The following is a 20,856-nucleotide window of genomic DNA, read 5'->3' as shown; positions in this document are numbered from 1 at the left end:
GCATCATCCCAGCAAAGCGGGCAGCGTGGCAATCACAAACAGCACGAAGAACACCGCGATGAAGCCGTCGAGCCGGTCGAACAATCCGCCGTGTCCCGGAATGAGGCTGCCCGAATCCTTGAGCCCCGCGCGCCGTTTCATCCAGCTTTCGAAGAAATCCCCGGCCTGCGCGATCACCGCGATCAGCATGCCGGCAAGGCCCGCCATCGCGAGATCGAGGGCGGTATAGCCCGGCACGAGCGCGGCAGGGCCGATATCCAGCAGTTCGACGACCACGCCCACTAGCGCGGCCAGCACGGCCCCGCCGCCCAGCCCCGCCCATGTCTTGGCCGGGCTGATGCGCGGCGCGATCTTGGGTCCGCCGATGGCACGGCCCGCGAAATAGGCGCCGACATCGACCGCGATGATGGGAAGGATGAAGCCCGCCAGCACGCCCAGAGGCGCATAGCCCGACAGTTCGGGATCAGGCAGGATCTGGCGGCCGTTGCGCACCGCCATCATCGCCAGCGCCGCCCCGCCGACATAGACCACCCCGGCGAAGAACCACACGGTCTCGGCCACCGCCGACTGGCCGAAGCGCCCGACCAGACGGTTCCATTCCCACAACACGCCCAGCGCGAGCAGCGCGACGAAGACGGTCCAGAACCAGCCGCCCAGCCACAGCGCCCCGCCCGCCAGCACCAGCATGACGATGGCGCTCGCGAGCCGCACCGGCAGGTCGCTCACCCCCGCCTTGGGGTCGCGCACCCGCGCATCACCGTCCGCCATAGCGCCGCTCCCTCCGGGCAAAGTCGTCGAGCGCGCGGGCGAGGTGCTCGGGCGCGAAATCGGGCCACAGCGTGTCCACGAAGAGCATCTCGGCATAGGCCGCCTGCCACAGCAGGAAGTTCGACAGGCGGATCTCGCCGCTGGTGCGGATCAGCAGGTCGAGCGGCGGCAGATCGGCGGTGTCGAGATGCGCGGCGATGGTCTCGATGCTGACCTCGCCCTCGCCGGCCGCCTTGGCAGCCGCACGCGCGATCTCGTGCTGCCCGCCATAGTTGAGCGCGACCGCAAGCGTCTGCCTGCCGTTCGCCGTCTGCGCCAGCGCATCCTCCAGCATCGCGACGATATCGGGCGCGAGGCTCTGCCAGTCGCCGATGATCTTGAGCTTGACGTTGTTGGCGACGAATTCGGGCAGGTCCGATTTGATGAACCGGCGCATCAGGTTCATCAGGTCGTCGACCTCCTCGTCGGGCCGCTTCCAGTTTTCCGAGGAGAAGGCATAGAGCGTGAGGCATTCGAGCCCGGTCGGCTCCAGCGCACGCACCAGCCGCCGCACCGCCTCCACGCCGCGCTGGTGGCCCACCGCGCGCGGCAGGCCCCGCTTCTTGGCCCAGCGGCCATTGCCATCCATGATGATGGCGACATGTCTGGCGCGATCTGCTTTCAAGACGCTATCCACCACCGCCGTTCGCCTCGAGCGAAGTCGAGAGGCCTAGCACCTGTGTCTCGACTACGCTCGACACGAACGGAAAAGGAAGCACCCGGGCCGGTCACTGCGTCAGGATTTCCTGTTCCTTCTTGGCCGCCGCCGCGTCGGTTTCCTTGACGTACTGGTCGGTCAGCTTCTGGACCTGGTCCTCGGCGCGTTTGCGCTCGTCCTCGGAGATTTCCTTCTTCTTCTCGTCGGTCTTGAGGCTTTCCATCGCATCGCGGCGCACGTTGCGGATCGCGATCTTGGCCTTTTCGGCGTACTGACCCGCGAGCTTGGCCAGTTCCTTGCGGCGCTCCTGCGTCAGATCGGGGATCGGCAGGCGCAGGGTCTGGCCGTCGATGATCGGGTTGAGGCCGAGATTGGCATAGGCAATCGCCTTCTCCACCGCGTGGAGGTTCGACTTGTCCCACACTTGCACGCTCAGCATCCGCGGCTCGGGCGCCGAGACCGTCGCCACCTGCTGGAGCGGCATCATCGAGCCATAGACCTCGACCTGCACCGGATCGAGCAGGGTGGTGTTGGCGCGGCCGGTGCGCAGGCCCTGCAGATCGCTCTTCAGCGATTCCACCGCGCCCTTCATCCGGCGCTCGACATCGGCCTTGTCAAATTGCGGCATGGCTGGGTTCCTCTCTGATGTCAGTTGTCTTGAACGATGGTCTGGACGCCCTCGCCCGCCAGCACGCGGGCAAGGTTGCCCTTCTCGCGGATCGAGAAGACCACGATCGGGATCTTGTTGTCGCGGCACAGCGCCACGGCCGAGGCGTCCATCACCTTGAGATTGTCCGCGAGCACCTTGTCGTAAGTCACGGTTTCGAAACGCACCGCTTGCGGATTGTGCTTGGGGTCGCTGTCATAGACCCCATCGACGCTGGTGCCCTTCAAAAGCGCGTCGCAGCGCATTTCCGCCGCGCGCAGGGCCGCGCCGCTGTCGGTGGTGAAATAGGGCGCGCCGACACCGGCGGCGAAGATCACCACGCGGCCCTTTTCGAGATGGCGCTCGGCGCGGCGGCGGATCACCGGCTCGCACACCTTGTCCATCTCGATCGCCGATTGCACGCGGGTCTGAACGCCGATCTGTTCGAGGGCGTTCTGCATAGCGAGCGCGTTCATCACGGTCGCCAGCATCCCCATGTAATCGGCCTGCGCGCGGTCCATCCCCTTGGCCGCCCCCGCCATGCCGCGGAAGATGTTGCCGCCGCCGATCACGAGGCAGATCTCGAGCCCGGTTTCCTTGGCCGCCTTCACCTCCTTGGCGAGCTCGGCGACGAATTCGGGATCGATCCCGAACTGCTGGTTGCCCATCAAGACCTCGCCCGAAAGCTTCAGGAGAACGCGCTTGATCGTGGGGAGAGACATGAGGCCTCGGGGCTCCTGCTGAAATCGGGTGGGGGGCACTTAACGGGACCAGCGCCAAATCGCAAAGGGTAAGCGCGCTGCCCGGCACGGAAACGGCCGCCGCAGCATGTCGCTGCGGCGGCCGCCCTGAGTGTTCGAAGCCGGATCAGCCCTTGAGGGTCGCCGCCACTTCCGCGGCGAAATCGACTTCTTCCTTCTCGATGCCTTCGCCGAGCTGGAAGCGGACGTAGTCGACGAGCTTGATCGACTTGCCGGCGTCCTTGGCGGCCTTGGCGATGTATTCCTCGACCGTCGCCTTGCCGTCCTTGACGAAGATCTGGCTGAGGAGCGCGTTTTCCTTGGCGAACTTCTTCACCGCGCCCTCGACCATCTTGGCCTGCACGTCGGCGGGCTTGCCGCTTTCGGCAGCCTTTTCGGCGGCGATCTTGCGCTCGCGCTCGATCACGTCGGCGTCGAGGCCGTCAGCGTCCAGCGCCTGCGGGAACATCGCCGCGGCGTGCTGGGCGATGTCCTTGCCCAGAGCGTTGAGCGTGTCGGCGTCGGCATCCGATTCCAGCGCGACGAGCACGCCGATCTTGCCGAGGCCGTCGGCAGCCGCGTTGTGGATGTAGGGCACGACCGCGCCCTGCGTCACCGCGACCTGCTTGATGCGGCGGATCTGCTGGTTCTCGCCGATGGTGGCGACGTTCTCGGTCAGCTTGTCGCCCACGGTGCCACCGCCCGGATAGGCCGCGGCCTTGAGGGCTTCGACATCGCTGGTGCCGGTTTCGAGCGCGACGGCAGTGGCGTTGCGCACGAAGCTCTGGAACTGGTCGTTCTTGGCGACGAAGTCGGTTTCCGAGTTGATCTCGACGGCAACGCCCTTGGTGCCCTGGACGAGCACGCCGACGAGGCCTTCAGCCGCCGTGCGGCTCGACTTCTTCTGGGCGGTGGCGAGGCCCTTGGCGCGCAGCGCGTCGACCGCGGCCTCGATGTCGCCATTGGCTTCGGTCAGCGCCTTCTTGGCGTCCATCATGCCAGCGCCGGTGCGCTCGCGCAGCTTCTTCACGTCGGCGACGGAAATATCGGCCATGGGTGTTTCCTTTTCGTGTGTGTTCGGGCGCCCGGCCCTGCCGTCCGCAAGGGAGGCAATGCCGGGCGCGCTAGAGGGGGATTGTGACGGGCGATTGACGGAGCAACCGACCGTGCCGGAAGATCAGGCTTCGGCGTCTTCCGCGGCCGGCTCTTCGGCGACCACGTCTTCGGCCGGGGGCTCGGCCATCGCGCCGAAATCGCTCGACACGTCGGCCTGGAACTTGCCCTTGCCGGCGAGCGCGGCTTCACCGACCGCCTGACAGTAGAGGCGCACCGCGCGGCTCGCATCGTCGTTGCCCGGGACCGGGAAGGCGATGCCGTTGGGATCGACGTTGGTGTCGAGGATCGCGATCACCGGGATGCCGAGAACGTTGGCTTCCTTGATCGCCAGATCTTCCTTGTTGGCGTCGATCACGAACATCACGTCCGGGATGCCGCCCATGTCGCGGATGCCGCCGAGCGACATTTCAAGCTTCTCGCGCTCGCGGGTGAGCTGCAGGACTTCCTTCTTGGTGAAGCCCGAGGTGTCGCCCGAGAGCATTTCTTCCAGCGACTTCAGACGACGGATCGAACCCGAGATCGTCTTCCAGTTGGTGAGCATGCCGCCCAGCCAGCGGTGGTTGACGAAGTGCTGGCCCGACATGCGCGCGGCTTCCGCGATCGGCTCCTGCGCCTGACGCTTGGTGCCGACGAACAGCACCTTGCCGCCCGAACGCACGGTGGCTTCCACGAAGTCCAGAGCGCGCGCGAAGAGCGGCACGGTCTGCGACAGGTCGATGATGTGAACCCCGTTGCGCGCGCCGAAGATGTACGGCTTCATGCGCGGGTTCCAGCGGTGGGTCTGGTGGCCGAAGTGGGCACCGGCCTCGATCAATTGCTGCATGGTGACGACGGGAGCCGCCATAGTCATTTCCTTTCCGGTTGTTCCTCTGGAAGGCTGGAACCGCGCTGGCGGAGATCCCGCCGCGGCACCGGTATGTGCGCCTTCCATGCGAATTTGCCGACCGGCCGGACCTCGTGCCCGAGCCGGGGCGAGCGGGCCCTTAGCCGCCTTGCGCCGTGAAATCCAGCCCCGATTGCCGGCCCTTGCGAGATTCCGCATCAAGGGCGGAGAAAATCGCGCTTGACAGCCCGGAACATGTAGGGAACAAGGCTGAGGAACAAAGAACGAACAGTCAACCGCCCGACGAATCGGAGACCTGCCATGCTCGCGCTTGCCATCACCGCTCTGTTCACCTTCGCCGCGCTTGTCGCCGCCGCGGTCATTGCCGACAGCCTGGTGAAGGCGCGCGCGGCCTACCTGCGGCTGCTGCGCGAGGGCGAGGTGCTGCGGGCCGGTTTCGCCCTGAAGGCGGCGGCGGTCGAGATGAGCCTGCGGCCCGCTCCGCGCCCGGCGGTCGGGCGGGCTATGGCCGCGCGGCGTCCGGCGCCTGCGGCGGCACAGCCGCGGCCGCGAGCGCATCGAGCCTGCGTCGCCGCTTGATCCGGGCATATTTGACCAGGCCCCAAGGCATTAGCGCGAGATAGACCGTGCTGATTGCCGCCAGCGTCCACCACGGCTCGAGCAGCAGCGCGGCGAAGGCCAGGCCGATGAAGGCGATCAGCGGCAGGCGGACCGAACGGCGCGGGCGCAGCGAGGCCCAGCTCAGCGTCGGCAGGTTGGAGATCATCAGGATCGCGATCAGCGTCAGCCACACGACCATCAGCACCGGATCGCGGAAGAAACCGATCCCGGTCTCGTGCCACAGGTAGAACGGCGTGAAGGCCAGCCCCGCCCCGACCGGCGCGGGCACCCCGGTGAGAAAGCCGGCCGATTTGTGCGGCTGGTCGTCGACATCGATGCGGGCATTGAAGCGCGCGAGCCGCAGCGCGCAGCAGATCGCGAAGGCGAGCGCCGCGAACCAGCCGAACCGCTCCCAGTCCTGCAGCGACCACAGGAACAGGATCAGCGCCGGGGCGACCCCGAAAGACAGCGAATCCGCAAGGCTGTCGAGCTCGGCACCGAAGCGCGACTGCGCGTTGAGCAGGCGCGCGATGCGCCCGTCGATCCCGTCGAGCACGCCCGCCAGCACCACCAGCCCGATCGCGAAGGTCCACTGCGCGTCGATCGCGAAGCGGATGCCGGTGAGGCCCGAGCACAGCGCCGCCGCCGTCACCGCGTTGGGCAGCATCGCCCGGAGCGTCAGCCCGCCGCCGCGCAGATCACCCGCGCGCAGTTCGTCCTGATCCTCGTCCTCGGCCGCCTTGGGGCCGAGTCGCGCCGGCAGGAAGCGCGCACCCGGAAGCCGGCGCATCCCGCGCCCGCGCACTGCGGATTTGCGCGGCGGGCGGCTCATTGCGCGATACCCTCGATAAGGCAGCGTTCGCCGATCTCGGCGATCACCGTCTCGCCCGCGATCACCGTCTGGCCGATCATCACCCGGGGGTCGGTGCCGGCAGGCAAATAGACATCGACCCGGCTGCCGAAGCGGATCAACCCGACGCGCTGGCCCTTGGCAAGGATGTCGCCGGGCTTGACGAAGGGCACGATCCGCCGCGCCACCAGCCCGGCGATCTGGGTGAAGCCGATGCGCAACCCGTCGGTCCGCTCGACGAGGATATGCTGGCGCTCGTTCTCCTCGCTCGCCTTGTCGAGCTCGGCATTGATGAAGCGGCCCGGGATATAGACCACCCGCCGCACCGTCCCGCCCACGGGCGTGCGGTTGATGTGGACATCGGCCACGCTCATGAAGATCGACACCCGCGTCACCGGCCCCGCCGGCAGGCCGGGAAAGCCCGACCCGTCCTCGATCTGGAGTTCCAGCGGCGGCTCGACCTCGGTGATCAGCGTCACCCGGCCATCGGCAGGGGAGAGAATCGCGGTGTCGCTCTGCGGCACCACGCGTTCGGGATCGCGGAAGAAGGCGAAGACGCCGGCCGAAAGCACCAGCATCGGCCAGCCGAGCAGTTCCCAGCCGAGCACGAGCAGCACGAACAGGCTCGCCGCCAGCGCGATCAGGCCGAACCTGCGCCCTTCCGGGTGGATTGCGGGCCAATCCCAGCCCGCCTCGCCGCGGCCCTTGTTATCGACGATTTCGCCTGCCATCGGCTATGACTTCTAGGCAGACGCGCCCGCGCCCGCAAGCGACACCACCCTAACCTGCTTTGCGCACGAACACCGTGCCGGCCGAATAGCCCGCCCCGAAGGAGCAGATGAGGCCGGTGTCGCCCGCGGCAAGATCCTCGCAATGCTGGTGAAAGGCGATAATCGAGCCAGCGCTCGAGGTGTTGCCGTAGGTGTCGAGCACGGTCGGGCTTTCGTCCTCCGAAGCCTCGTGGCCGAGCACCTTGTGCGCGATCAGACGGTTCATCCCGGCGTTCGCCTGATGCAGCCACAGCCGCCGGAGCGATTCCGGATCGATACCCAGCCGCCCGGCCTCGTCGAGGATCATCTGCGCGACCATCGGCACCACTTCCTTGAAGACCTTGCGGCCTTCCTGCACGAAGAGCTTGTCGGCCTTGCCCTCGCCCTCGGGCGCGGCGCGGTTGAGGAAGCCGAAATTGTTGCGGATGTTGTTGGAGAACACCGTCTTCAGCTTCGTGCCGAGAATTTCCCAGTGCGCCGCCGGGGCAATGGCGGCATCCTCGACCAGCACCGCGGTCGCCACGTCGCCGAAGATGAAGTGGCTGTCGCGGTCGCGCCAGTTGAGGTGGCCCGAGGTGATCTCGGGGCTGACCACCAGCACCGACCGGGCATTGCCCGCGCGGATGTAATCGGCCGCCGTCTGGATCCCGAAGGTCGCCGAGGAGCAGGCGACGTTCATGTCGAAGCCGAAGCCGTCGATCCCCAGCGCCTGCTGGATCTCGATCGCCATCGCCGGATAGGCGCGCTGCATGTTGGACGCGGCGCACAGCACGGCATCGACATCCTCGGGCTTGCGGCCGGCGCGCTCCAGCGCCTGCTTCGCGGCAGCGACGCCGATCTCGGCCATTACCGACAACTCGTCGTTCGGCCGTTCGGGCAGGCGCGGGCACATGATCTCGGGATCGAGGATCGCGGCCTTGCTCATCACGTGGCGCGCCTTGATCCCGCTCGCCTTTTCGATGAATTCGACAGAGGAATAGGCCAGCGGCTCTGCCTCGGGATTGGCCGCATTGTGGCGGTCGACGAAGGCGTTGAAGCTGGCGACCAGCTCTTCGTTGGTGATGCTCTCGGCCGGGGTGAACAGTCCGGTGGCGGAGATGACGGGGCGTCCGGTGAGCGACACTTGCGATTCCTGCATGGAACTCTCTGGCTTGCGAAGGGCGCGGCCTTACTGCGCGCCGCCGCCCCCCGCAAGGCCCAGCACTGCCGCTGTTCGCACGATGCGCCGCGCGCGGGTCAGGCGCTCTCCGCCAGCGCCTCGCCCATCACCTCGCGCAGCAGCGGATTGGGGAAGGTGCGGGCGATGGTGACGGCGTGGAACTCTTCTGTCAGCCCCGGCAGCTGGGCAAGCTCGTAGAGCGTGCCGCTCGCCAGCTCGTCGCGCACCACGATCGGGGGGATCACCGCCACCCCGGCATCCGAGCGTGCGAGCAGGCGCAGCATCGCCATGTCGTCGGCCTCGGCGGCGATCCGCGGGACGATGCCGAGCTGCTCGATCAGCGCGTCGAAACCGGCGCGCAACTGCGTCTCGGGCGTGGGCAGGATCAGCGGCGCGCGGGTCAGCAGCACCGGCAGGCCCTGCGCCGCCAGCGCCAGCCGGCTGCGCGCACCGACGAGGCTCACCGGCTGCTCGGCGATGCGTCGGACGAGATAGGGGCTGGCGGCATCGCGCGCGGGCACCTGGTTGGTCAGCAGCACGTCGATCCTGAGCGCGTCGAGCGCCCGCAGCAGGCTCGCCAGCGTGCCCGAGCGCAGCACCACCTCGACATCTTCGCGGCCCAGCAGCGGCGCGAGGAAGCCCATCTGGAAGTTGCGCGAGAGCGTGGCGAGCGCGCCGATGCGCAGCACCTTCCTCTGCCCGCCGACCGCGCGGAATGTCGCCTGGAGCTGTTCGGAGGCGCGGAAGATCTGGTCGGCATAGTCGAGCGCGATCCGCCCCGCCTCGGTCAGCACGAGGTTGCGCCCGCGCCGCTCGAACAGGTCATGGCCGAGATCGGCCTCGAGCGCCTTGATCTGGGTGGATACCGCGCTCTGCGAGATGTTGAGCGCCTTGGCGGCAGCGGTCAGGGTGCCTTCGCGCGCGGTGGCGCGGAACAGGCGCAGGTGGTGCAGATTGAGGCTCGCCATGGTCGATTTCCCGCCTGATCGTTCGTTCAAGCCGAACGTTTCGGCGCAAAATATGTATTTTCTTTAATTTCGTCTACCCCCTATCCCGACGGCATCCGCAAACCTCTCGCTGCCGGAGTGCCCGTCCATGCCCGACGCCCTCGCCCTCTCCATGCTCGCGCCGCTGGTGCTCGTGCCGGTCATCCTGCTCGCACTCGCCCGCCCCGGCAAGCGCCCCGGCAGCCTGCCGCGCTGGTCGGAAGGCGCGGCCTTCGCCAGCTTCGCAATCGCCCTCGCCGGCCTCGTCCAGACAGCTGTCGTCTCCTCCCCGGGTCTTACGCTGCTGGACGGGCCCATCGCGCTGGGCCTGCGCAGCGATCTCGTCGCCGCCAGCATGGCGAGCCTCGTCGGCTTCATCGGCTGGATCGTGATGCGCTACAGCCGCACCTATCTCGACGGCGAGGCGCGCGAGGGGGCCTTCCACGGGTTGATGCTGACCACGCTCGCCGCGGTGCTGGTGTTCGTGCAGGCCGGCACCCTCCCTACGCTGGTCATCGCCACCTTCGCGGTCGGCCTGACGCTCAAGCAGTTGCTGCTGTTCTACCCCGATCGCCCCGAGGCGCAGCGCGCCGCGACGAAGTTCTCCCGCGTCTGGTTCGCCGGCGACGTGATGCTCGCCTGCGCCGCCGGGCTGCTCTACGCGAAGTTCGGCACGCTCGACGTGACCGCGCTTCCCGCTGCCGCGACCGCCACCGGTCTAGGCCTTGCCGGCACGCTCGGCGTCGCCGCAATCGTCGCGGCGGCCGCGCTCAAGACCGCCGCCTTCCCGCTCCACGGCTGGCTGACCGAGGTGATGGAGGCGCCCACCCCCGTCTCGGCGCTGCTCCACGCCGGGATCATCAACTCGGGCGGCGTCCTGCTGATCACCGCCGCCGGCCTCGTCCAGCAGAGCACCGGGGCGATGGCCGCGCTAGTGATGATCGGCGGCTTCACCGCGCTGTTCGGCGCTGCCGTGATGCTCACCCAGAGCGCGATCAAGACCGCGCTCGCTTGGTCGACGGTGTCGCAGATGGGCTTCATGCTGCTCCAGTGCGGCCTCGGCCTGTGGACGCTCGCGCTGCTCCACATCGTCGCCCACTCGCTCTACAAGGCCCACGCCTTCCTCTCCTCGGGGAACGCGGTCGCCGAGGTCGCGAGCATTCGCCGGCCCGGCCCGGTCGCGGTGCCGAGCGTGCCTGCGGTGCTCAAGAGCTTCGCCCTGGCGCTGGCCATCTTCGCCGCGATTGCGACTGGCTTCACCTTCGCCTTCGGCCCCAAGTCGCCGCAGGCCCTGGCGCTGGGCGCGATCCTGATCTTCGGGGTGGCCTACCTCGTCGCCCAGGGCCTTGCCGGCCGCGCCCCGGCCGCGCTCACCACCCGCACCATCACCGCCGCTCTGGCGGCCGCGGTGGGCTACTTCACCTTCCAGACCATCGCGCAGGCCATCTGGGGCCCGCTGCTGCCCGCCGCGCCCGCGCCGACCGAGCTTGAATGGGCGCTGCTGGTGGTGGCGGTGGCGAGCTTCGGTCTCGTCGCCTTCGCCCAGGCGCTGTTCCCGCTCTGGGCGCACCACCCGGCGACCGCGGGCCTGCGCGTCCACCTCGCCAACGGCCTCTACATGAACGCCCTGCTCGACCGCGCCATCGGCGGCTTCCGCATCACCACGACCCGCTGACCCGAGCCCCCAAGGAGACAATGCCATGCTGATGAACCACGCCGACATCGCCCCGGCCCGCTTCTCGGCGGTGCTCGAAGCCGCCGAAGCCGCCGGGCGCATGGTCCCGCCCGCCTTCCCGCTCGATGCGACCGTGGCGGTCAACCCCTTCCTCGGCCAGACCGGCGAAGACCTCGCCACCGCCGCCGCGCGCCTTGCCCGGGTCGCCGGGGTGCGCGTGACGCGGACCGGCGCGGAGTATGCCGCCGCCATCGCCGAGGGCCGCATCGCCGAGGCCGATCTTGCCGAGGCGCTCGCCGCCTCCCCTTCGCCGCTCAAGCCTGCCGACACCGCCTCGCTGCGCGCGCTCGCCGAAAGGCTCGGCGAGGGGCCCTCCCCGCGCGCCCTGCCGACGGTCGCCGATCTTGCCGCGCAGGCGACCGGCATCGACTGGCCCGCACTCATCGACAAGTGCATCGGTCTGTGGGCCGCCGGCCACTTCGACCGCGGGCAGGCGCTGTGGAGCCCTGCTCCGGGCGCCGAGGCCTTCGCCGCCTGGCGCGGCTGGGCGATGCATGATCTCACCCCCGAGATCGCCGGCCTGACGGGCTTCTGCGCCCATGTCGCCTGCGCGCCCGACACCACCGAGCGCGCGATCCTCTCCGCCGCCGAGACCCTCGGCATCGCCGACGCCGCCGCGCCGACCGCCTTCCACCGCCTCGCCATGAGCCTCGGCGGCTGGGCGCAGCACGCGCGCTGGCTGCTGTGGCAGGCGGAACTGGTCGGCGACACCGACCGCACCCTCATGGATCTCCTCGCGATCCGCCTGATCTGGGACGAGGCGCTGCTGGTGCAGACCCCCGCCATCGCCGAGCAGTGGGCCGCCACCGTCGCCGCCCACGCCGCGCCGGTCGCGCCGACGGCCGAGGACGTGGCGCTCGCCATCCTCCAGGACGCTGCCGACCGCGGCCACCAGCGCCGCCTCGCCGCCGCGCTGGACGGCGCTGCGCCCGCCGCCGAAACCCGCCCCTTCCTGCAAGCCGCCTTCTGCATCGACGTGCGCTCGGAAGTGTTCCGCCGCGCGCTCGAGAGCGTCGATCCCTCGATCGCCACCATCGGCTTTGCCGGCTTCTTCGGCCTTCCGCTGGCGCACCACGCCCACGGCTCGGACATCCTCGAGGCGCGCCTGCCGGTGCTGCTCAATCCGGCGATCACCACCACCAGCGCGGGCGATCCGGCCAAGGACCAGGCCGACCGCATCGCCGCCCGGGGCGCGCGCGCCTGGGGCCGCTTCCGCCAGGCGGCGGTCTCCTCCTTCGCCTTCGTCGAGGCGGCGGGGCCGGTCTATGCGGTCAAGCTGGTGAAGTCGGCGCTGGGGTTCACGCCAAAAGCCAAGGCCGAACCCGCCCCCGAAGTCATCGGCGGCATGAGCGCCGAGGCCAAGGCCGACACCGGCGCTGCCGTCCTCAAGGCGATGAGCCTCACCAAGGGGCACGGCGAGATCGTCCTGCTGCTCGGCCACGGCGGCAACGTCACCAACAACCCGCACGAGAGCGCCTATCACTGCGGTGCCTGCGGGGGCTACACCGGCGAGGTGTCGGCGCGGCTGCTGGCGATCCTGCTCAACGATCCCGAGACCCGCGCAGGTCTGGCCGCACGCGGGGTCGAGGTGGCCGAGGACACTCTGTTCGTCGCGGGCCTCCACGACACGACCACCGATGCGGTCACCATCTACGAGGACGGCCTGCCCGCCGCCCGCGCCGGCGACCTCGCAAGGGTGCGCGACATGCTCGCGATGGCGGCCAAGATCGCCCGCGCCGAGCGCGCCCTGCGCATCCCCGGCGCGCGCGGCGAGAGCCTTCCGGCGCGCGCCCAGAACTGGGCCGAGATCCGCCCGGAATGGGGCCTTGCCGGCTGCGCCGCCTTCATCGCCGCCCCGCGCGCGGCGACCGCGGGCCGCGACCTCGGCGGCCGCGCCTTCCTCCACTCCTACGACTGGCAGGCGGACGAGGGCTTCGGCACGCTCGAGCTGATCATCACCGCGCCGGTGGTGGTGGCGAGCTGGATCAGCCTCCAGTACTACGGCTCCAGCGTCGCGCCCGAGATGTTCGGCGGCGGCAACAAGCTGATCCACAACGTCGTCGGCGGCATCGGGGTGGTCGAGGGCAATGGCGGAGCCTTGCGCCCCGGCCTCCCCTGGCAGGCGGTGCACGACGGCGATGCGCTCCAGCACGAACCGCTGCGCCTCAGCGTGATGATCGAGGCCCCGCGCGAGCAGATGCTGGCGATCCTCGAGAAGCACCCGGGCGTGCGCGCGCTGTTCGACAACGGCTGGCTGCACCTCTTCGCCCTCAAGAACGGCAAGATCGACGCCCGGTACGTCCCCGGCCTCGCTTTCGCGGAGACGGCCGAACAGAGCCTCGCCGCGTGACCGGATAGCCCGGCGGGTCGCAACGCTGGTGGCACCGCCCGCCCCGCACCCGCGGTGGCGGGCGGTTTGCTGTCGGGGTTCATGACGCGGATTGCCCGAAGGTGCTTTCGACCTGAAGGGGGGTGGTGGACAGGGCTGGATTCGAACCAGCGTACGCTTGCACGGGCAGATTTACAGTCTGCTGCCTTTAACCACTCGGCCACCTGTCCACACAGTCCCCTGGCATCAGGGGGGCGTCCCGGGCCTTGCGAGGCCCTGAATCGTGCGAGTCCCGCTTGGGGCCTGCCGCCGAGAGGCGCCCCTTTGGCGAAGCGTCGCTTGCCTGTCAATGGCCCTGCTGGCAGGGGGCGGTCTGGAATGGCCCAGCCGGGGAACGATGATGAGCAAAGGTGAAAGGAAGCGCGCCCTCAGGGGCCGTGCGGGACGCATGCAGGGCGGGCGCGGCTCGGGCCGGGCGTCGAGCGGGCAGGTGCGCCTGTGGGGCCGCCACGCGGTCGAGGCGGCGCTGAAGAACCCGGAGCGTTCCCACCGCAAGCTGTGGGCGACGCGCGAGGGGATCGACAGCCTCGACGGCGAACTGCCGGCCGACTTCCCGGTCGAATATGCCGACGGCGCCGATCTCGCCCGCCTCGTCGCCAAGGACGCGCCGCATCAGGGATTGGTGCTGGAATGCGCCCCGCTCGAGGACGTGTTCCTCGACGAGGTGGCGCTCGGCGAGGCGGCGCATCCGATCGTTGTGCTCGACCAGGTCACCGATCCGCACAACGTGGGCGCGATCCTGCGCTCGGCGGCGGCCTTCGGGGCGGCGGCGATCGTGACGCAGGACCGCCACGCCCCGCCCGAGGGCGGCGTGCTGGCCAAGGCCGCCTCGGGCGCGCTCGAGACCGTGCCCTGGGTGCGCGTCGTCAACCTCGCCCGCGCGCTCGAGGAGCTGGCCGATGCCGGCTACTGGCGCATCGGGCTGGCGGGCGAGGCCGAGGCGGTGCTTGCCGACATCATGCCCACCGGTCCGCTGGCGATCGTGCTCGGCGCCGAGGGCGAGGGCCTGAGGCACAACATCGCCGCGCATTGCGACGTGCTGGCGAAGCTGCCGATCTCCTCGGCGATCGAGAGCCTCAACGTCTCGAACGCGGCGGCGATTGCGCTTTATGCGGCGGCGACGCGGGGGTAAGCTCGCCGCCGAGGGAGGGGAAGCCATGACCATATCGACCACCATCCGCCTGCGCGCGGCGGCGCTGCTTTCGGGCCTCGCGCTGGCGCTTGCCGGGTGCTTCATGTCGCCCGGCAAGTTCACGTCCGAGCTCGTGCTGACCGGGCCGGACAGCTTCACCTTCAGCTACGAGGGCGAGATCTTCTTCCTCGGCCTCTCCAAGCTCGCGCAGATGGGCGCCGCGGCGGAGGAGAGCTTCACGCCGTCCGAATGCTTCAGCGACGAGACCTTCGAGCCGCGCGAATGCACGAAGGAAGAGCTCGAGGCGCAGCGCGCCGAATGGGACGCCGGAGCGGCCGAGCGCGCGGCCAGGGCGAAGAAGGACGCCGAGACGATGAAGGCGATCATGGGCGGGATCGACCCATCCGATCCCAAGGCGGCCGAACAGCTCGTGAAACTGCTCGAGCGCCAGAAGGGCTGGAACCGCGTGGTCCACAAGGGCGACGGGCTGTTCGAGGTGAGCTATGCCGTCAGCGGCACGACGGGCCACGACTTCATGTTCCCGATGATCGAGAGCTTCCCGCCGGTGAACCCCTTCGTCCAGATGTTCCTGCGCGACGGCAGCCAGGCGCGGATCAATGCCCCCGGCTTCGCGATCCAGAACGGCGACAATCCGATCGGCGGCATGGCCGGCGGCATGGGCGCGCTCGCCGGGCTGGCGGCGATGGGTGCGGCAGAAGGGAGCGATACGCCTGCGGTGCCTTCCGGGCCGGTGCTCGAGGGCACCTTCACCATCCGCACGGGGCCGGGCATGCGGATCCTCGCCAACAACACCGACGAAGGGCCCGAGGCGGCTCCCGGCGGCGGCGAGGTGCTGCGCTGGAGCATCTCTCAAGGCACCACCCAGGCCCCCACCGCGCTGATCGCCACCGCGCGCTGAGGCTTGCGCCGCGCGGCAAAGAGAAACCCCGCCGGCCGCGAGGCTGACGGGGTTCGCTCGTGCCGGAAAGGCGGTGTCAGACGCGGATCAGTTGACCGCGTCCTTCAGGCCCTTGCCCGCCTTGAACTTGGGCTGGTTCGAAGCCTTGATCTTCATCGGCTCGCCGGTGCGCGGGTTGCGCCCGGTCGAGGCCTTGCGCTTGGCGACCGAGAAGGTGCCGAAGCCCACCAGCCGCACCTCGTCGCCGCCCGAAAGCGCCTTGGTGATCGCGTCGAACACGCTTTCGACGGCATTCGAGGCATCGTTCTTGGAAAGTCCGCTTGCGTCGGCAACGGCGCTGATAAGGTCGTTCTTGTTCATCGGGGACCCCCTCGCTTCAGGATTTCGTTGTGTGGGTGAATCGCGCTTGTCGAAAGCCGGCAAATTGAGACCTTTTTGCTAGGGCTGTCAAAGGCAAATGCCCCCTGTCGGGCAGCCCCTGCAAAAAGCCGTGCAACTTCCCGCGCCTAACATGGGTTGGACGCGCAAGCGGTCTGCACAAAATGCGTCTTCGAAAATGCGACCCTGCCGCGAATCACGGCAAGAGCGGCCCTATTAGCGGGTCAATGGGCGGTTGGCACCTCTCCCGATGCACCCGATGCGCCCGAAGCGGTGGGAGCCGGCTGGCTGGCGAGATCGTCGGCCTCGGTCCATTCGATCGGTTCGAGCGGCTCGGTCAGCGCGCGGGCGAGCACCTCGTCGACGTGGGCGACCGCGATGATCTCCAGCCCTTCCTTGGCATTGGCAGGGATCTCGGCGAGATCCTTGACGTTCTCCTCGGGGATGAGGACGGTCTTGATACCCCCGCGCAGCGCGGCCAGCAGCTTCTCCTTCAGCCCGCCGATCGCCAGCACCCGACCCCTGAGCGTGACCTCGCCGGTCATCGCCACATCGGGGCGCACCGCGACGCCGGTGAGCGTCGAGACGATCGAGGTGACCATGCCGATCCCCGCGCTCGGCCCGTCCTTGGGCACCGCGCCCTCGGGCAGGTGGATGTGGACGTTCTTGCGATTGAAGACCGATGGCTTGATCCCGTAGGCGGGCGCACGCGCCTTCACGAAGCTGAAGGCGGCCTGGACGCTCTCGTTCATCACCTGACCGAGCTTGCCGGTGGTCTTGATCTCGCCCTTGCCCGGGGTGGTGACGCTCTCGATGGTGAGCAGCTCGCCGCCGACCGAGGTCCACGCCAGCCCCGTCACCGCGCCGACCTGCGGCTCCTCCTCCGAGACGCCGTGCTTGAAGCGACGCACGCCGGAGAAGTCGCCGAGGTTCTCGGGCGTGATGGTGACGCTCTGCGCCTTGCCTTCGAGGATCTGCCGCAGGCTCTTGCGCGCCAGCTTGGCGATCTCGCGCTCGAGCGTGCGCACCCCCGCCTCGCGGGTGTAATAGCGGATGAGATCGCGCAGGGCCTCCTGCGTCAGGGTGAACTCGCCCTTCTTCAGCCCGTGCGCCTTGACCTGCTTTTCGATCAGGTGCCGTTCGGCAATCTCGACCTTCTCGTCCTCGGTATAGCCTTCGAGCCGGATGATCTCCATGCGGTCGAGCAGCGGCTGGGGAAGGTTGAGGCTGTTCGCGGTGCACACGAACATGATGTCCGAAAGGTCGAGGTCCAGCTCCAGATAGTGATCCTGGAACTTGGCGTTCTGCTCGGGATCGAGCACCTCGAGCAGCGCCGAGGCCGGATCGCCGCGGAAATCCTGACCGAGCTTGTCGATCTCGTCGAGCAGGAACAACGGGTTGCTGGTCCCGGCCTTCTTCAGGTTGGCGACGATCTTGCCCGGCATCGAGCCGATATAGGTGCGCCGGTGGCCGCGGATCTCGGCCTCGTCGCGCACGCCGCCGAGCGATTGGCGCACGAATTCGCGGCCCGTCGCCTTGGCGATCGACTTGCCCAGCGAGGTCTTGCCCACGCCCGGGGGGCCGACGAGGCACAGGATCGGCCCCTTCAGCTTGTTGGTGCGCGCCTGCACCGCGAGGTATTCGACGATGCGGTCCTTGACCTTCTCGAGCGCGTAGTGATCGGCATCGAGCACCGCCTGGGCGCGCGCGATGTCCTTCTTCAGCTTCGACTTTCTGCCCCACGGCAGGCCGAGCAGCACGTCGAGATAGTTGCGGATGACGGTCGCCTCGGCGCTCATCGGCTGCATCGAGCGCAGCTTCTTCAGCTCGGCCTGAGCTTTCGCCTTGGCTTCCTTGGAAAGCTTGGTCTTCTCGATCTTCTCGGCGAGTTCGGCGATCTCGTTGCCCTCGCCGTCATCGCCGCCGCCCAGTTCCGACTGGATCGCCTTCAGCTGCTCGTTGAGGTAGTATTCGCGCTGGGTCTTCTCCATCTGGCGTTTCACGCGCCCGCGGATGCGGCGCTCGACCTGGAGGACGGACAACTCGCCTTCCATGAAGGCCATGACGAGTTCCAGCCGCTTGAGCGGGCTCGCCTCGGTCAGAAGGCTCTGCTTGTCCGCCACCTTGGCGCTGATCGCGGCCGCGATGGTGTCGGCGAGCTGCCCGGCATCATCGACCTCGCCGAGATCGACGCCCGCATCCTCGCCCATCTTCTTGTTGAGCTTCACATATTCGCCGAACTGCTCGGTCACCTGCCGCATCAGCGCGGTAACCTCGCTGCCCGACACGGTTTCGGGCTCGATCGGCTCGACCTCGGCAAGGAGATACGTTCCGGCTTCCTCGAGCGCCGCCAGCCGCGCGCGGGTCTTCCCCTCGACCAGCACGCGCACCGTGCCGTCGGGCAGCTTCAACAGCTGGAGCACCTGCGCGATCACGCCGACATCGTAGAGGTCGTCGCCCTCGGGATCGTCGCAGCCCGGATCGAGCTGGGCGATGAGGACGATGTCCTTGGAGGCTTCCATCGCCGCCTCGAGCGCCGCAACCGACTTGTCGCGCCCGACGAAGAGGGGAACGACCATGCCGGGGAAGACGACGATGTCGCGCAGGGGAAGAAGGGGATAGGTCTGGGTCATGCCCGAGATATGGGAAGGGCCACGCGGTCCCGCAATGGGGCACGGGGGCTAGCCTGTGGACGGTCGCCCCGCCCTGCCGCAAGGAGGGCGGAGCGGTCCGCGGGGCTTTCCTACAGGCGTACGGCGCGGCAGGGTGGTCAAGCTCTTTCCCATCCCTGGTTCGCTGGCACGCAGGCGAAAAACGCCGCGCACAGTGTCAACTTCGGTTTTGGTCCGGAAGCTTCTGAATTGGATCCGGAATTCCTGTAGGATTGCGAAGTTTACAGTGTCAACTTTGTAAACTTCGCACGGCCCCGGCCCTTACCCCAGCCCGGGCAGGTTGAAGCCGGGCGGAAGGCCCATCGAGCCCTGCATCTCGCGCATCTGCTGTTCCGAGACGCGGTCGGCCCGGTCGCGGGCGTCGTTGAAGGCAGCCGCCACGAGGTCCTCGAGGATCTGCTTGTCGTCGGGCAACATCAGGCTGTCGTCGATCGACACGCCGAGGATGCGGCCCTTGGCGCTGGCGCGGACCTTGACGAGGCCGCCGCCGGCGCTGCCCTCGACCTCGATCGAGTCGAGCTTCACCTGCATCTCGTTCATCTGCTTCTGGATGGTCTCGGCGGCCTTCTGGGCTGCGGCCATCATCTCTTCCATCGATTTCATCGCGGGGGTCTCCTCAGTTCCACGGGGGGCTGCCGCCAGCAGCGGCACGGGGGGCGGTGCCGATCAGCTCGGCATCGGGGAAGGCCTCGAAGGCGGCCTTGACGAGCGGGTCGGACCGGATGCGCGCATCCTCGGCGGCAGCGGCGGCCTCGGCGGTCTCGCGCAGGGAAGGCTGCGCTTCCCCGGTGCCGCGCTCGACCTGCCAGCGCTTGCCCGTCAGCCTGAATAGCGCCTCGCGGATATCGGGCGCGGGGTCGTCGGGGAAGCTGTCGGCCTGCTGGTAGACGAGGCGTTCGGGGCCGAGTTCGATCACCCGCACCCGGTCGCGCATGATCTGGGCGACGCGCAGCTGGCCCGAGGCATCGACCTCGTCGACCAGCGCGGCCCATGATCGGGTGGGCGCGGCGGCGGCCGGGGCCGCGGCGGGCGCGCCGTCCGGTCCGGCGGCGGGGGCAGCGGCGATCCCGTTCGCGGCGAGTTCCTCGATCCGCCGCGCCAGCTTGCCCGGATCGGGCATCTGCGCGGCATGGAGGATGCGCAGCAGGGCCATCTGGAGCGAGACCAGCGGATCGGGGCCGGTGCGCACCTCATCGTGGCCCTTGAGCAGCAGCTGCCACAGGCGGTGCAGTTCCCCCGCCCCCATCCGTCCGGCGAAATCGGCGAGCGCCCGGCGCTCGTCCTCCGCCGGGGCCTCGGGCTCGGTGCCGGAGACCTGCGCGAGGGTGATGCGGTGGACGAGGTCCATCAGCGCCCGCATAAGCGCGAGCGGCTCGACGCCGAGGGCATATTGCTCCTCGACCGCGGCGAGCAGCGCCTTGGCATCGCCTTCGAGCAGGTGCCCGAGCAACCGGCGCTGCGCGCTCTTGTCGGCGAGGCCGAGCATGTCGCGGACCCGGGAAGCGGCGACCTTGCCCTCGCCGTCGAGGTCGGCATGGGCGATCGCCTGGTCGAGGATCGAGAGGCCGTCGCGCACCGACCCTTCGGCGGCGTTGGCGATGATGTTGAGCGCCTCGCCCTCCGCCTCGACACCTTCGAGGGCGCAGACCTTGGCGAAGTGCTCCGCGAGTAGCTGCGCCGGGATGCGCCGCAAGTCGAAACGCTGGGTGCGGCTCAGCACGGTGACGGGGAGCTTGTCGACTTCGGTGGTGGCGAACAGGAACTTCACATGCGGCGGGGGTTCCTCAAGTGTCTTGAGCAAGGCGTTGAAAGCATTGCGCGACAGCATGTGGACTTCGTCGATGATGTAGATCTTGTAGCGCGCCGAGACCGCGGCGTAGCGCACCTGCTCGATGATCTCGCGTACGTCGTCGACGCCGGTGTTGGAGGCCGCGTCCATCTCGATCACGTCGATGTGGCGGCCCTCGGCGATGGCGGTGCAGGGCTCGCACTGCCCGCAAGGGTCGATCGTCGGCCCGCCCTGCCCGTCAGGCCCGACGCAGTTCAGCGCCTTGGCGATGAGCCGCGCGGTCGAGGTCTTGCCGACCCCGCGCACCCCGGTCATCAGGAAGGCATGGGCCAGCCGGTCGCGGGCGATGGCATTGGCGAGGGTTCGCACCATCGCCTCCTGCCCGATCAGCTCGGAGAAGGTCTGCGGGCGGTACTTGCGGGCGAGAACGCGGTACGGCTGTGCGGCGCCCGGCTTCGGCGCGGCGGGCGTCGGTGCGGGCGCAGCTGCGGGCGCGGGCGCGGGATCGCCGAACAGGGCGTTCTGCCCCGCCGCCTCGAGCTCGGCGAGGCTCGGACCCGTCTCTTCCTCGGGCAGTTCAGGATCGGAATCGTTCATCGCCCGCCATCTTAGGCCCGGCATCGCCCAATGTCGAAGATTCGCGGGCGGTCATCACCCGAACTTCGC

The 20,856-nt window shown here is 68.7% G+C and carries 19 protein-coding genes and 1 tRNA gene; 5 read left to right on the top strand and 15 right to left on the bottom strand.

What is annotated here, in order from left to right:
• Positions 1 to 3: 3 nt before the first annotated feature.
• The 6 genes from CBR61_RS08220 to rpsB form a co-directional block, all read right to left on the bottom strand.
• Positions 4 to 768, bottom strand: a complete 765-nt coding sequence (locus CBR61_RS08220; RefSeq protein WP_088913918.1) for a phosphatidate cytidylyltransferase — start codon at positions 766 to 768, stop codon at positions 4 to 6.
• Positions 755 to 1,396 (bottom strand): polyprenyl diphosphate synthase, encoded by a 642-nt coding sequence (gene uppS, locus CBR61_RS08215; protein ID WP_233996951.1) that lies wholly within the window; start codon positions 1,394 to 1,396, stop codon positions 755 to 757. The genes CBR61_RS08220 and uppS overlap by 14 nt, the downstream gene beginning before the upstream one ends.
• Before the next feature lie 139 nt (positions 1,397 to 1,535).
• The gene (gene frr, locus CBR61_RS08210) at positions 1,536 to 2,093 is read right to left on the bottom strand and encodes a ribosome recycling factor (RefSeq protein WP_088913916.1); all 558 of its coding nucleotides are present in this window, start codon (positions 2,091 to 2,093) and stop codon (positions 1,536 to 1,538) included.
• A 20-nt stretch (positions 2,094 to 2,113) separates the two neighbouring features.
• Positions 2,114 to 2,833, bottom strand: coding sequence for a UMP kinase (pyrH, locus tag CBR61_RS08205; protein ID WP_088913915.1), 720 nt, complete (start codon positions 2,831 to 2,833; stop codon positions 2,114 to 2,116).
• A gap of 145 nt (positions 2,834 to 2,978) precedes the next feature.
• Positions 2,979 to 3,905 carry a translation elongation factor Ts gene (tsf, locus tag CBR61_RS08200; protein ID WP_088913914.1) on the bottom strand — a complete coding sequence of 309 codons (927 nt, stop codon included), beginning with the start codon at positions 3,903 to 3,905 and terminating at the stop codon, positions 2,979 to 2,981.
• A gap of 123 nt (positions 3,906 to 4,028) precedes the next feature.
• The gene (rpsB, locus tag CBR61_RS08195) at positions 4,029 to 4,811 is read right to left on the bottom strand and encodes a 30S ribosomal protein S2 (RefSeq protein WP_088913913.1); all 783 of its coding nucleotides are present in this window, start codon (positions 4,809 to 4,811) and stop codon (positions 4,029 to 4,031) included.
• 300 nt (positions 4,812 to 5,111) lie between these two features.
• Between rpsB and CBR61_RS08190 the strand changes: the two genes are divergently transcribed.
• Positions 5,112 to 5,390, top strand: a complete 279-nt coding sequence (locus CBR61_RS08190; protein WP_088913912.1) for a hypothetical protein — start codon at positions 5,112 to 5,114, stop codon at positions 5,388 to 5,390.
• Here the strand turns inward: CBR61_RS08190 and pssA are convergent.
• From pssA to CBR61_RS08170, 4 genes are all read right to left on the bottom strand, one after another.
• Positions 5,314 to 6,243: a CDP-diacylglycerol--serine O-phosphatidyltransferase gene (pssA, locus tag CBR61_RS08185; protein ID WP_420705695.1), complete on the bottom strand. Its 930-nt coding sequence runs from the start codon at positions 6,241 to 6,243 to the stop codon at positions 5,314 to 5,316. The two genes, CBR61_RS08190 and pssA, sit on opposite strands and share 77 nt — an antisense overlap.
• On the bottom strand, positions 6,240 to 6,992 hold the full coding sequence (locus tag CBR61_RS08180; RefSeq protein WP_088913911.1) for a phosphatidylserine decarboxylase: 753 nt from the start codon (positions 6,990 to 6,992) through the stop codon (positions 6,240 to 6,242). The genes pssA and CBR61_RS08180 overlap by 4 nt, the downstream gene beginning before the upstream one ends.
• A gap of 49 nt (positions 6,993 to 7,041) precedes the next feature.
• The gene (locus CBR61_RS08175; RefSeq protein WP_172835935.1) at positions 7,042 to 8,169 is read right to left on the bottom strand and encodes a beta-ketoacyl-ACP synthase III; all 1,128 of its coding nucleotides are present in this window, start codon (positions 8,167 to 8,169) and stop codon (positions 7,042 to 7,044) included.
• 98 nt (positions 8,170 to 8,267) lie between these two features.
• Positions 8,268 to 9,158, bottom strand: coding sequence for a LysR family transcriptional regulator (locus tag CBR61_RS08170; RefSeq protein ID WP_088913910.1), 891 nt, complete (start codon positions 9,156 to 9,158; stop codon positions 8,268 to 8,270).
• A gap of 127 nt (positions 9,159 to 9,285) precedes the next feature.
• On the opposite strand from CBR61_RS08170, the gene CBR61_RS08165 reads away from it, so the two are divergent.
• Both CBR61_RS08165 and CBR61_RS08160 read left to right on the top strand, forming a co-directional pair.
• The gene (locus CBR61_RS08165; RefSeq protein WP_088913909.1) at positions 9,286 to 10,851 is read left to right on the top strand and encodes a proton-conducting transporter membrane subunit; all 1,566 of its coding nucleotides are present in this window, start codon (positions 9,286 to 9,288) and stop codon (positions 10,849 to 10,851) included.
• 25 nt (positions 10,852 to 10,876) lie between these two features.
• Positions 10,877 to 13,261 (top strand): YbcC family protein, encoded by a 2,385-nt coding sequence (locus CBR61_RS08160; protein ID WP_088913908.1) that lies wholly within the window; start codon positions 10,877 to 10,879, stop codon positions 13,259 to 13,261.
• A 123-nt stretch (positions 13,262 to 13,384) separates the two neighbouring features.
• Here CBR61_RS08160 and CBR61_RS08155 read toward each other — a convergent pair.
• Positions 13,385 to 13,470: transfer RNA gene (locus CBR61_RS08155), tRNA-Tyr, on the bottom strand.
• Between the two features lie 170 nt (positions 13,471 to 13,640).
• Here CBR61_RS08155 and rlmB point away from each other — a divergent pair.
• Together rlmB and CBR61_RS08145 are read left to right on the top strand one after the other, a co-directional pair.
• Positions 13,641 to 14,432, top strand: coding sequence for a 23S rRNA (guanosine(2251)-2'-O)-methyltransferase RlmB (gene rlmB / locus CBR61_RS08150; RefSeq protein WP_088915533.1), 792 nt, complete (start codon positions 13,641 to 13,643; stop codon positions 14,430 to 14,432).
• A 25-nt stretch (positions 14,433 to 14,457) separates the two neighbouring features.
• On the top strand, positions 14,458 to 15,351 hold the full coding sequence (locus CBR61_RS08145) for a hypothetical protein (protein WP_088915532.1): 894 nt from the start codon (positions 14,458 to 14,460) through the stop codon (positions 15,349 to 15,351).
• 87 nt (positions 15,352 to 15,438) lie between these two features.
• Here CBR61_RS08145 and CBR61_RS08140 read toward each other — a convergent pair whose 3' ends face one another.
• The 4 genes from CBR61_RS08140 to CBR61_RS08125 all read right to left on the bottom strand — a co-directional run bounded on the left by CBR61_RS08140 (position 15,439) and on the right by CBR61_RS08125 (position 20,787).
• Positions 15,439 to 15,711, bottom strand: a complete 273-nt coding sequence (locus tag CBR61_RS08140; RefSeq protein WP_086740315.1) for an HU family DNA-binding protein — start codon at positions 15,709 to 15,711, stop codon at positions 15,439 to 15,441.
• A gap of 242 nt (positions 15,712 to 15,953) precedes the next feature.
• Positions 15,954 to 18,362 carry an endopeptidase La gene (gene lon, locus CBR61_RS08135; protein ID WP_088913907.1) on the bottom strand — a complete coding sequence of 803 codons (2,409 nt, stop codon included), beginning with the start codon at positions 18,360 to 18,362 and terminating at the stop codon, positions 15,954 to 15,956.
• Between the two features lie 300 nt (positions 18,363 to 18,662).
• Complete coding sequence (locus CBR61_RS08130) at positions 18,663 to 19,004, bottom strand: YbaB/EbfC family nucleoid-associated protein (protein ID WP_088915531.1); 342 nt, start codon at positions 19,002 to 19,004, stop codon at positions 18,663 to 18,665.
• Positions 19,005 to 19,017: 13 nt separating this feature from the next.
• Entirely contained in the window at positions 19,018 to 20,787 is a 1,770-nt protein-coding gene (locus CBR61_RS08125) for a DNA polymerase III subunit gamma/tau (protein ID WP_088913906.1), read from the bottom strand.
• Between the last annotated feature and the right edge of the window lie 69 nt (positions 20,788 to 20,856).

The sequence above is a fragment of the Porphyrobacter sp. CACIAM 03H1 genome (genome assembly GCF_002215495.1).
In the GTDB taxonomy this organism is placed as follows: domain Bacteria; phylum Pseudomonadota; class Alphaproteobacteria; order Sphingomonadales; family Sphingomonadaceae; genus Erythrobacter.
The sequence above is the reverse complement of the archived record's forward strand: the minus strand, read 5'-3'. Positions and strand labels throughout refer to the sequence as shown.

What these genes read in the sequence shown, in the direction of transcription:
- pssA (WP_420705695.1), bottom strand. Translation starts at nt 6,243, where the DNA reads ATGAGCCGCCCGCCGCGCAAATCCGCAGTGCGCGGGCGCGGGATGCGC.
- CBR61_RS08190 (WP_088913912.1), top strand. Translation starts at nt 5,112, where the DNA reads ATGCTCGCGCTTGCCATCACCGCTCTGTTCACCTTCGCCGCGCTTGTC.
- CBR61_RS08220 (WP_088913918.1), bottom strand. Translation starts at nt 768, where the DNA reads ATGGCGGACGGTGATGCGCGGGTGCGCGACCCCAAGGCGGGGGTGAGC.
- CBR61_RS08180 (WP_088913911.1), bottom strand. Translation starts at nt 6,992, where the DNA reads ATGGCAGGCGAAATCGTCGATAACAAGGGCCGCGGCGAGGCGGGCTGG.
- CBR61_RS08170 (WP_088913910.1), bottom strand. Translation starts at nt 9,158, where the DNA reads ATGGCGAGCCTCAATCTGCACCACCTGCGCCTGTTCCGCGCCACCGCG.
- rpsB (WP_088913913.1), bottom strand. Translation starts at nt 4,811, where the DNA reads ATGGCGGCTCCCGTCGTCACCATGCAGCAATTGATCGAGGCCGGTGCC.
- CBR61_RS08145 (WP_088915532.1), top strand. Translation starts at nt 14,458, where the DNA reads ATGACCATATCGACCACCATCCGCCTGCGCGCGGCGGCGCTGCTTTCG.
- uppS (WP_233996951.1), bottom strand. Translation starts at nt 1,396, where the DNA reads ATGGATGGCAATGGCCGCTGGGCCAAGAAGCGGGGCCTGCCGCGCGCG.
- tsf (WP_088913914.1), bottom strand. Translation starts at nt 3,905, where the DNA reads ATGGCCGATATTTCCGTCGCCGACGTGAAGAAGCTGCGCGAGCGCACC.
- CBR61_RS08130 (WP_088915531.1), bottom strand. Translation starts at nt 19,004, where the DNA reads ATGAAATCGATGGAAGAGATGATGGCCGCAGCCCAGAAGGCCGCCGAG.
- CBR61_RS08160 (WP_088913908.1), top strand. Translation starts at nt 10,877, where the DNA reads ATGCTGATGAACCACGCCGACATCGCCCCGGCCCGCTTCTCGGCGGTG.
- CBR61_RS08140 (WP_086740315.1), bottom strand. Translation starts at nt 15,711, where the DNA reads ATGAACAAGAACGACCTTATCAGCGCCGTTGCCGACGCAAGCGGACTT.
- rlmB (WP_088915533.1), top strand. Translation starts at nt 13,641, where the DNA reads ATGAGCAAAGGTGAAAGGAAGCGCGCCCTCAGGGGCCGTGCGGGACGC.
- pyrH (WP_088913915.1), bottom strand. Translation starts at nt 2,833, where the DNA reads ATGTCTCTCCCCACGATCAAGCGCGTTCTCCTGAAGCTTTCGGGCGAG.
- frr (WP_088913916.1), bottom strand. Translation starts at nt 2,093, where the DNA reads ATGCCGCAATTTGACAAGGCCGATGTCGAGCGCCGGATGAAGGGCGCG.
- CBR61_RS08175 (WP_172835935.1), bottom strand. Translation starts at nt 8,169, where the DNA reads ATGCAGGAATCGCAAGTGTCGCTCACCGGACGCCCCGTCATCTCCGCC.
- CBR61_RS08125 (WP_088913906.1), bottom strand. Translation starts at nt 20,787, where the DNA reads ATGAACGATTCCGATCCTGAACTGCCCGAGGAAGAGACGGGTCCGAGC.
- CBR61_RS08165 (WP_088913909.1), top strand. Translation starts at nt 9,286, where the DNA reads ATGCCCGACGCCCTCGCCCTCTCCATGCTCGCGCCGCTGGTGCTCGTG.
- lon (WP_088913907.1), bottom strand. Translation starts at nt 18,362, where the DNA reads ATGACCCAGACCTATCCCCTTCTTCCCCTGCGCGACATCGTCGTCTTC.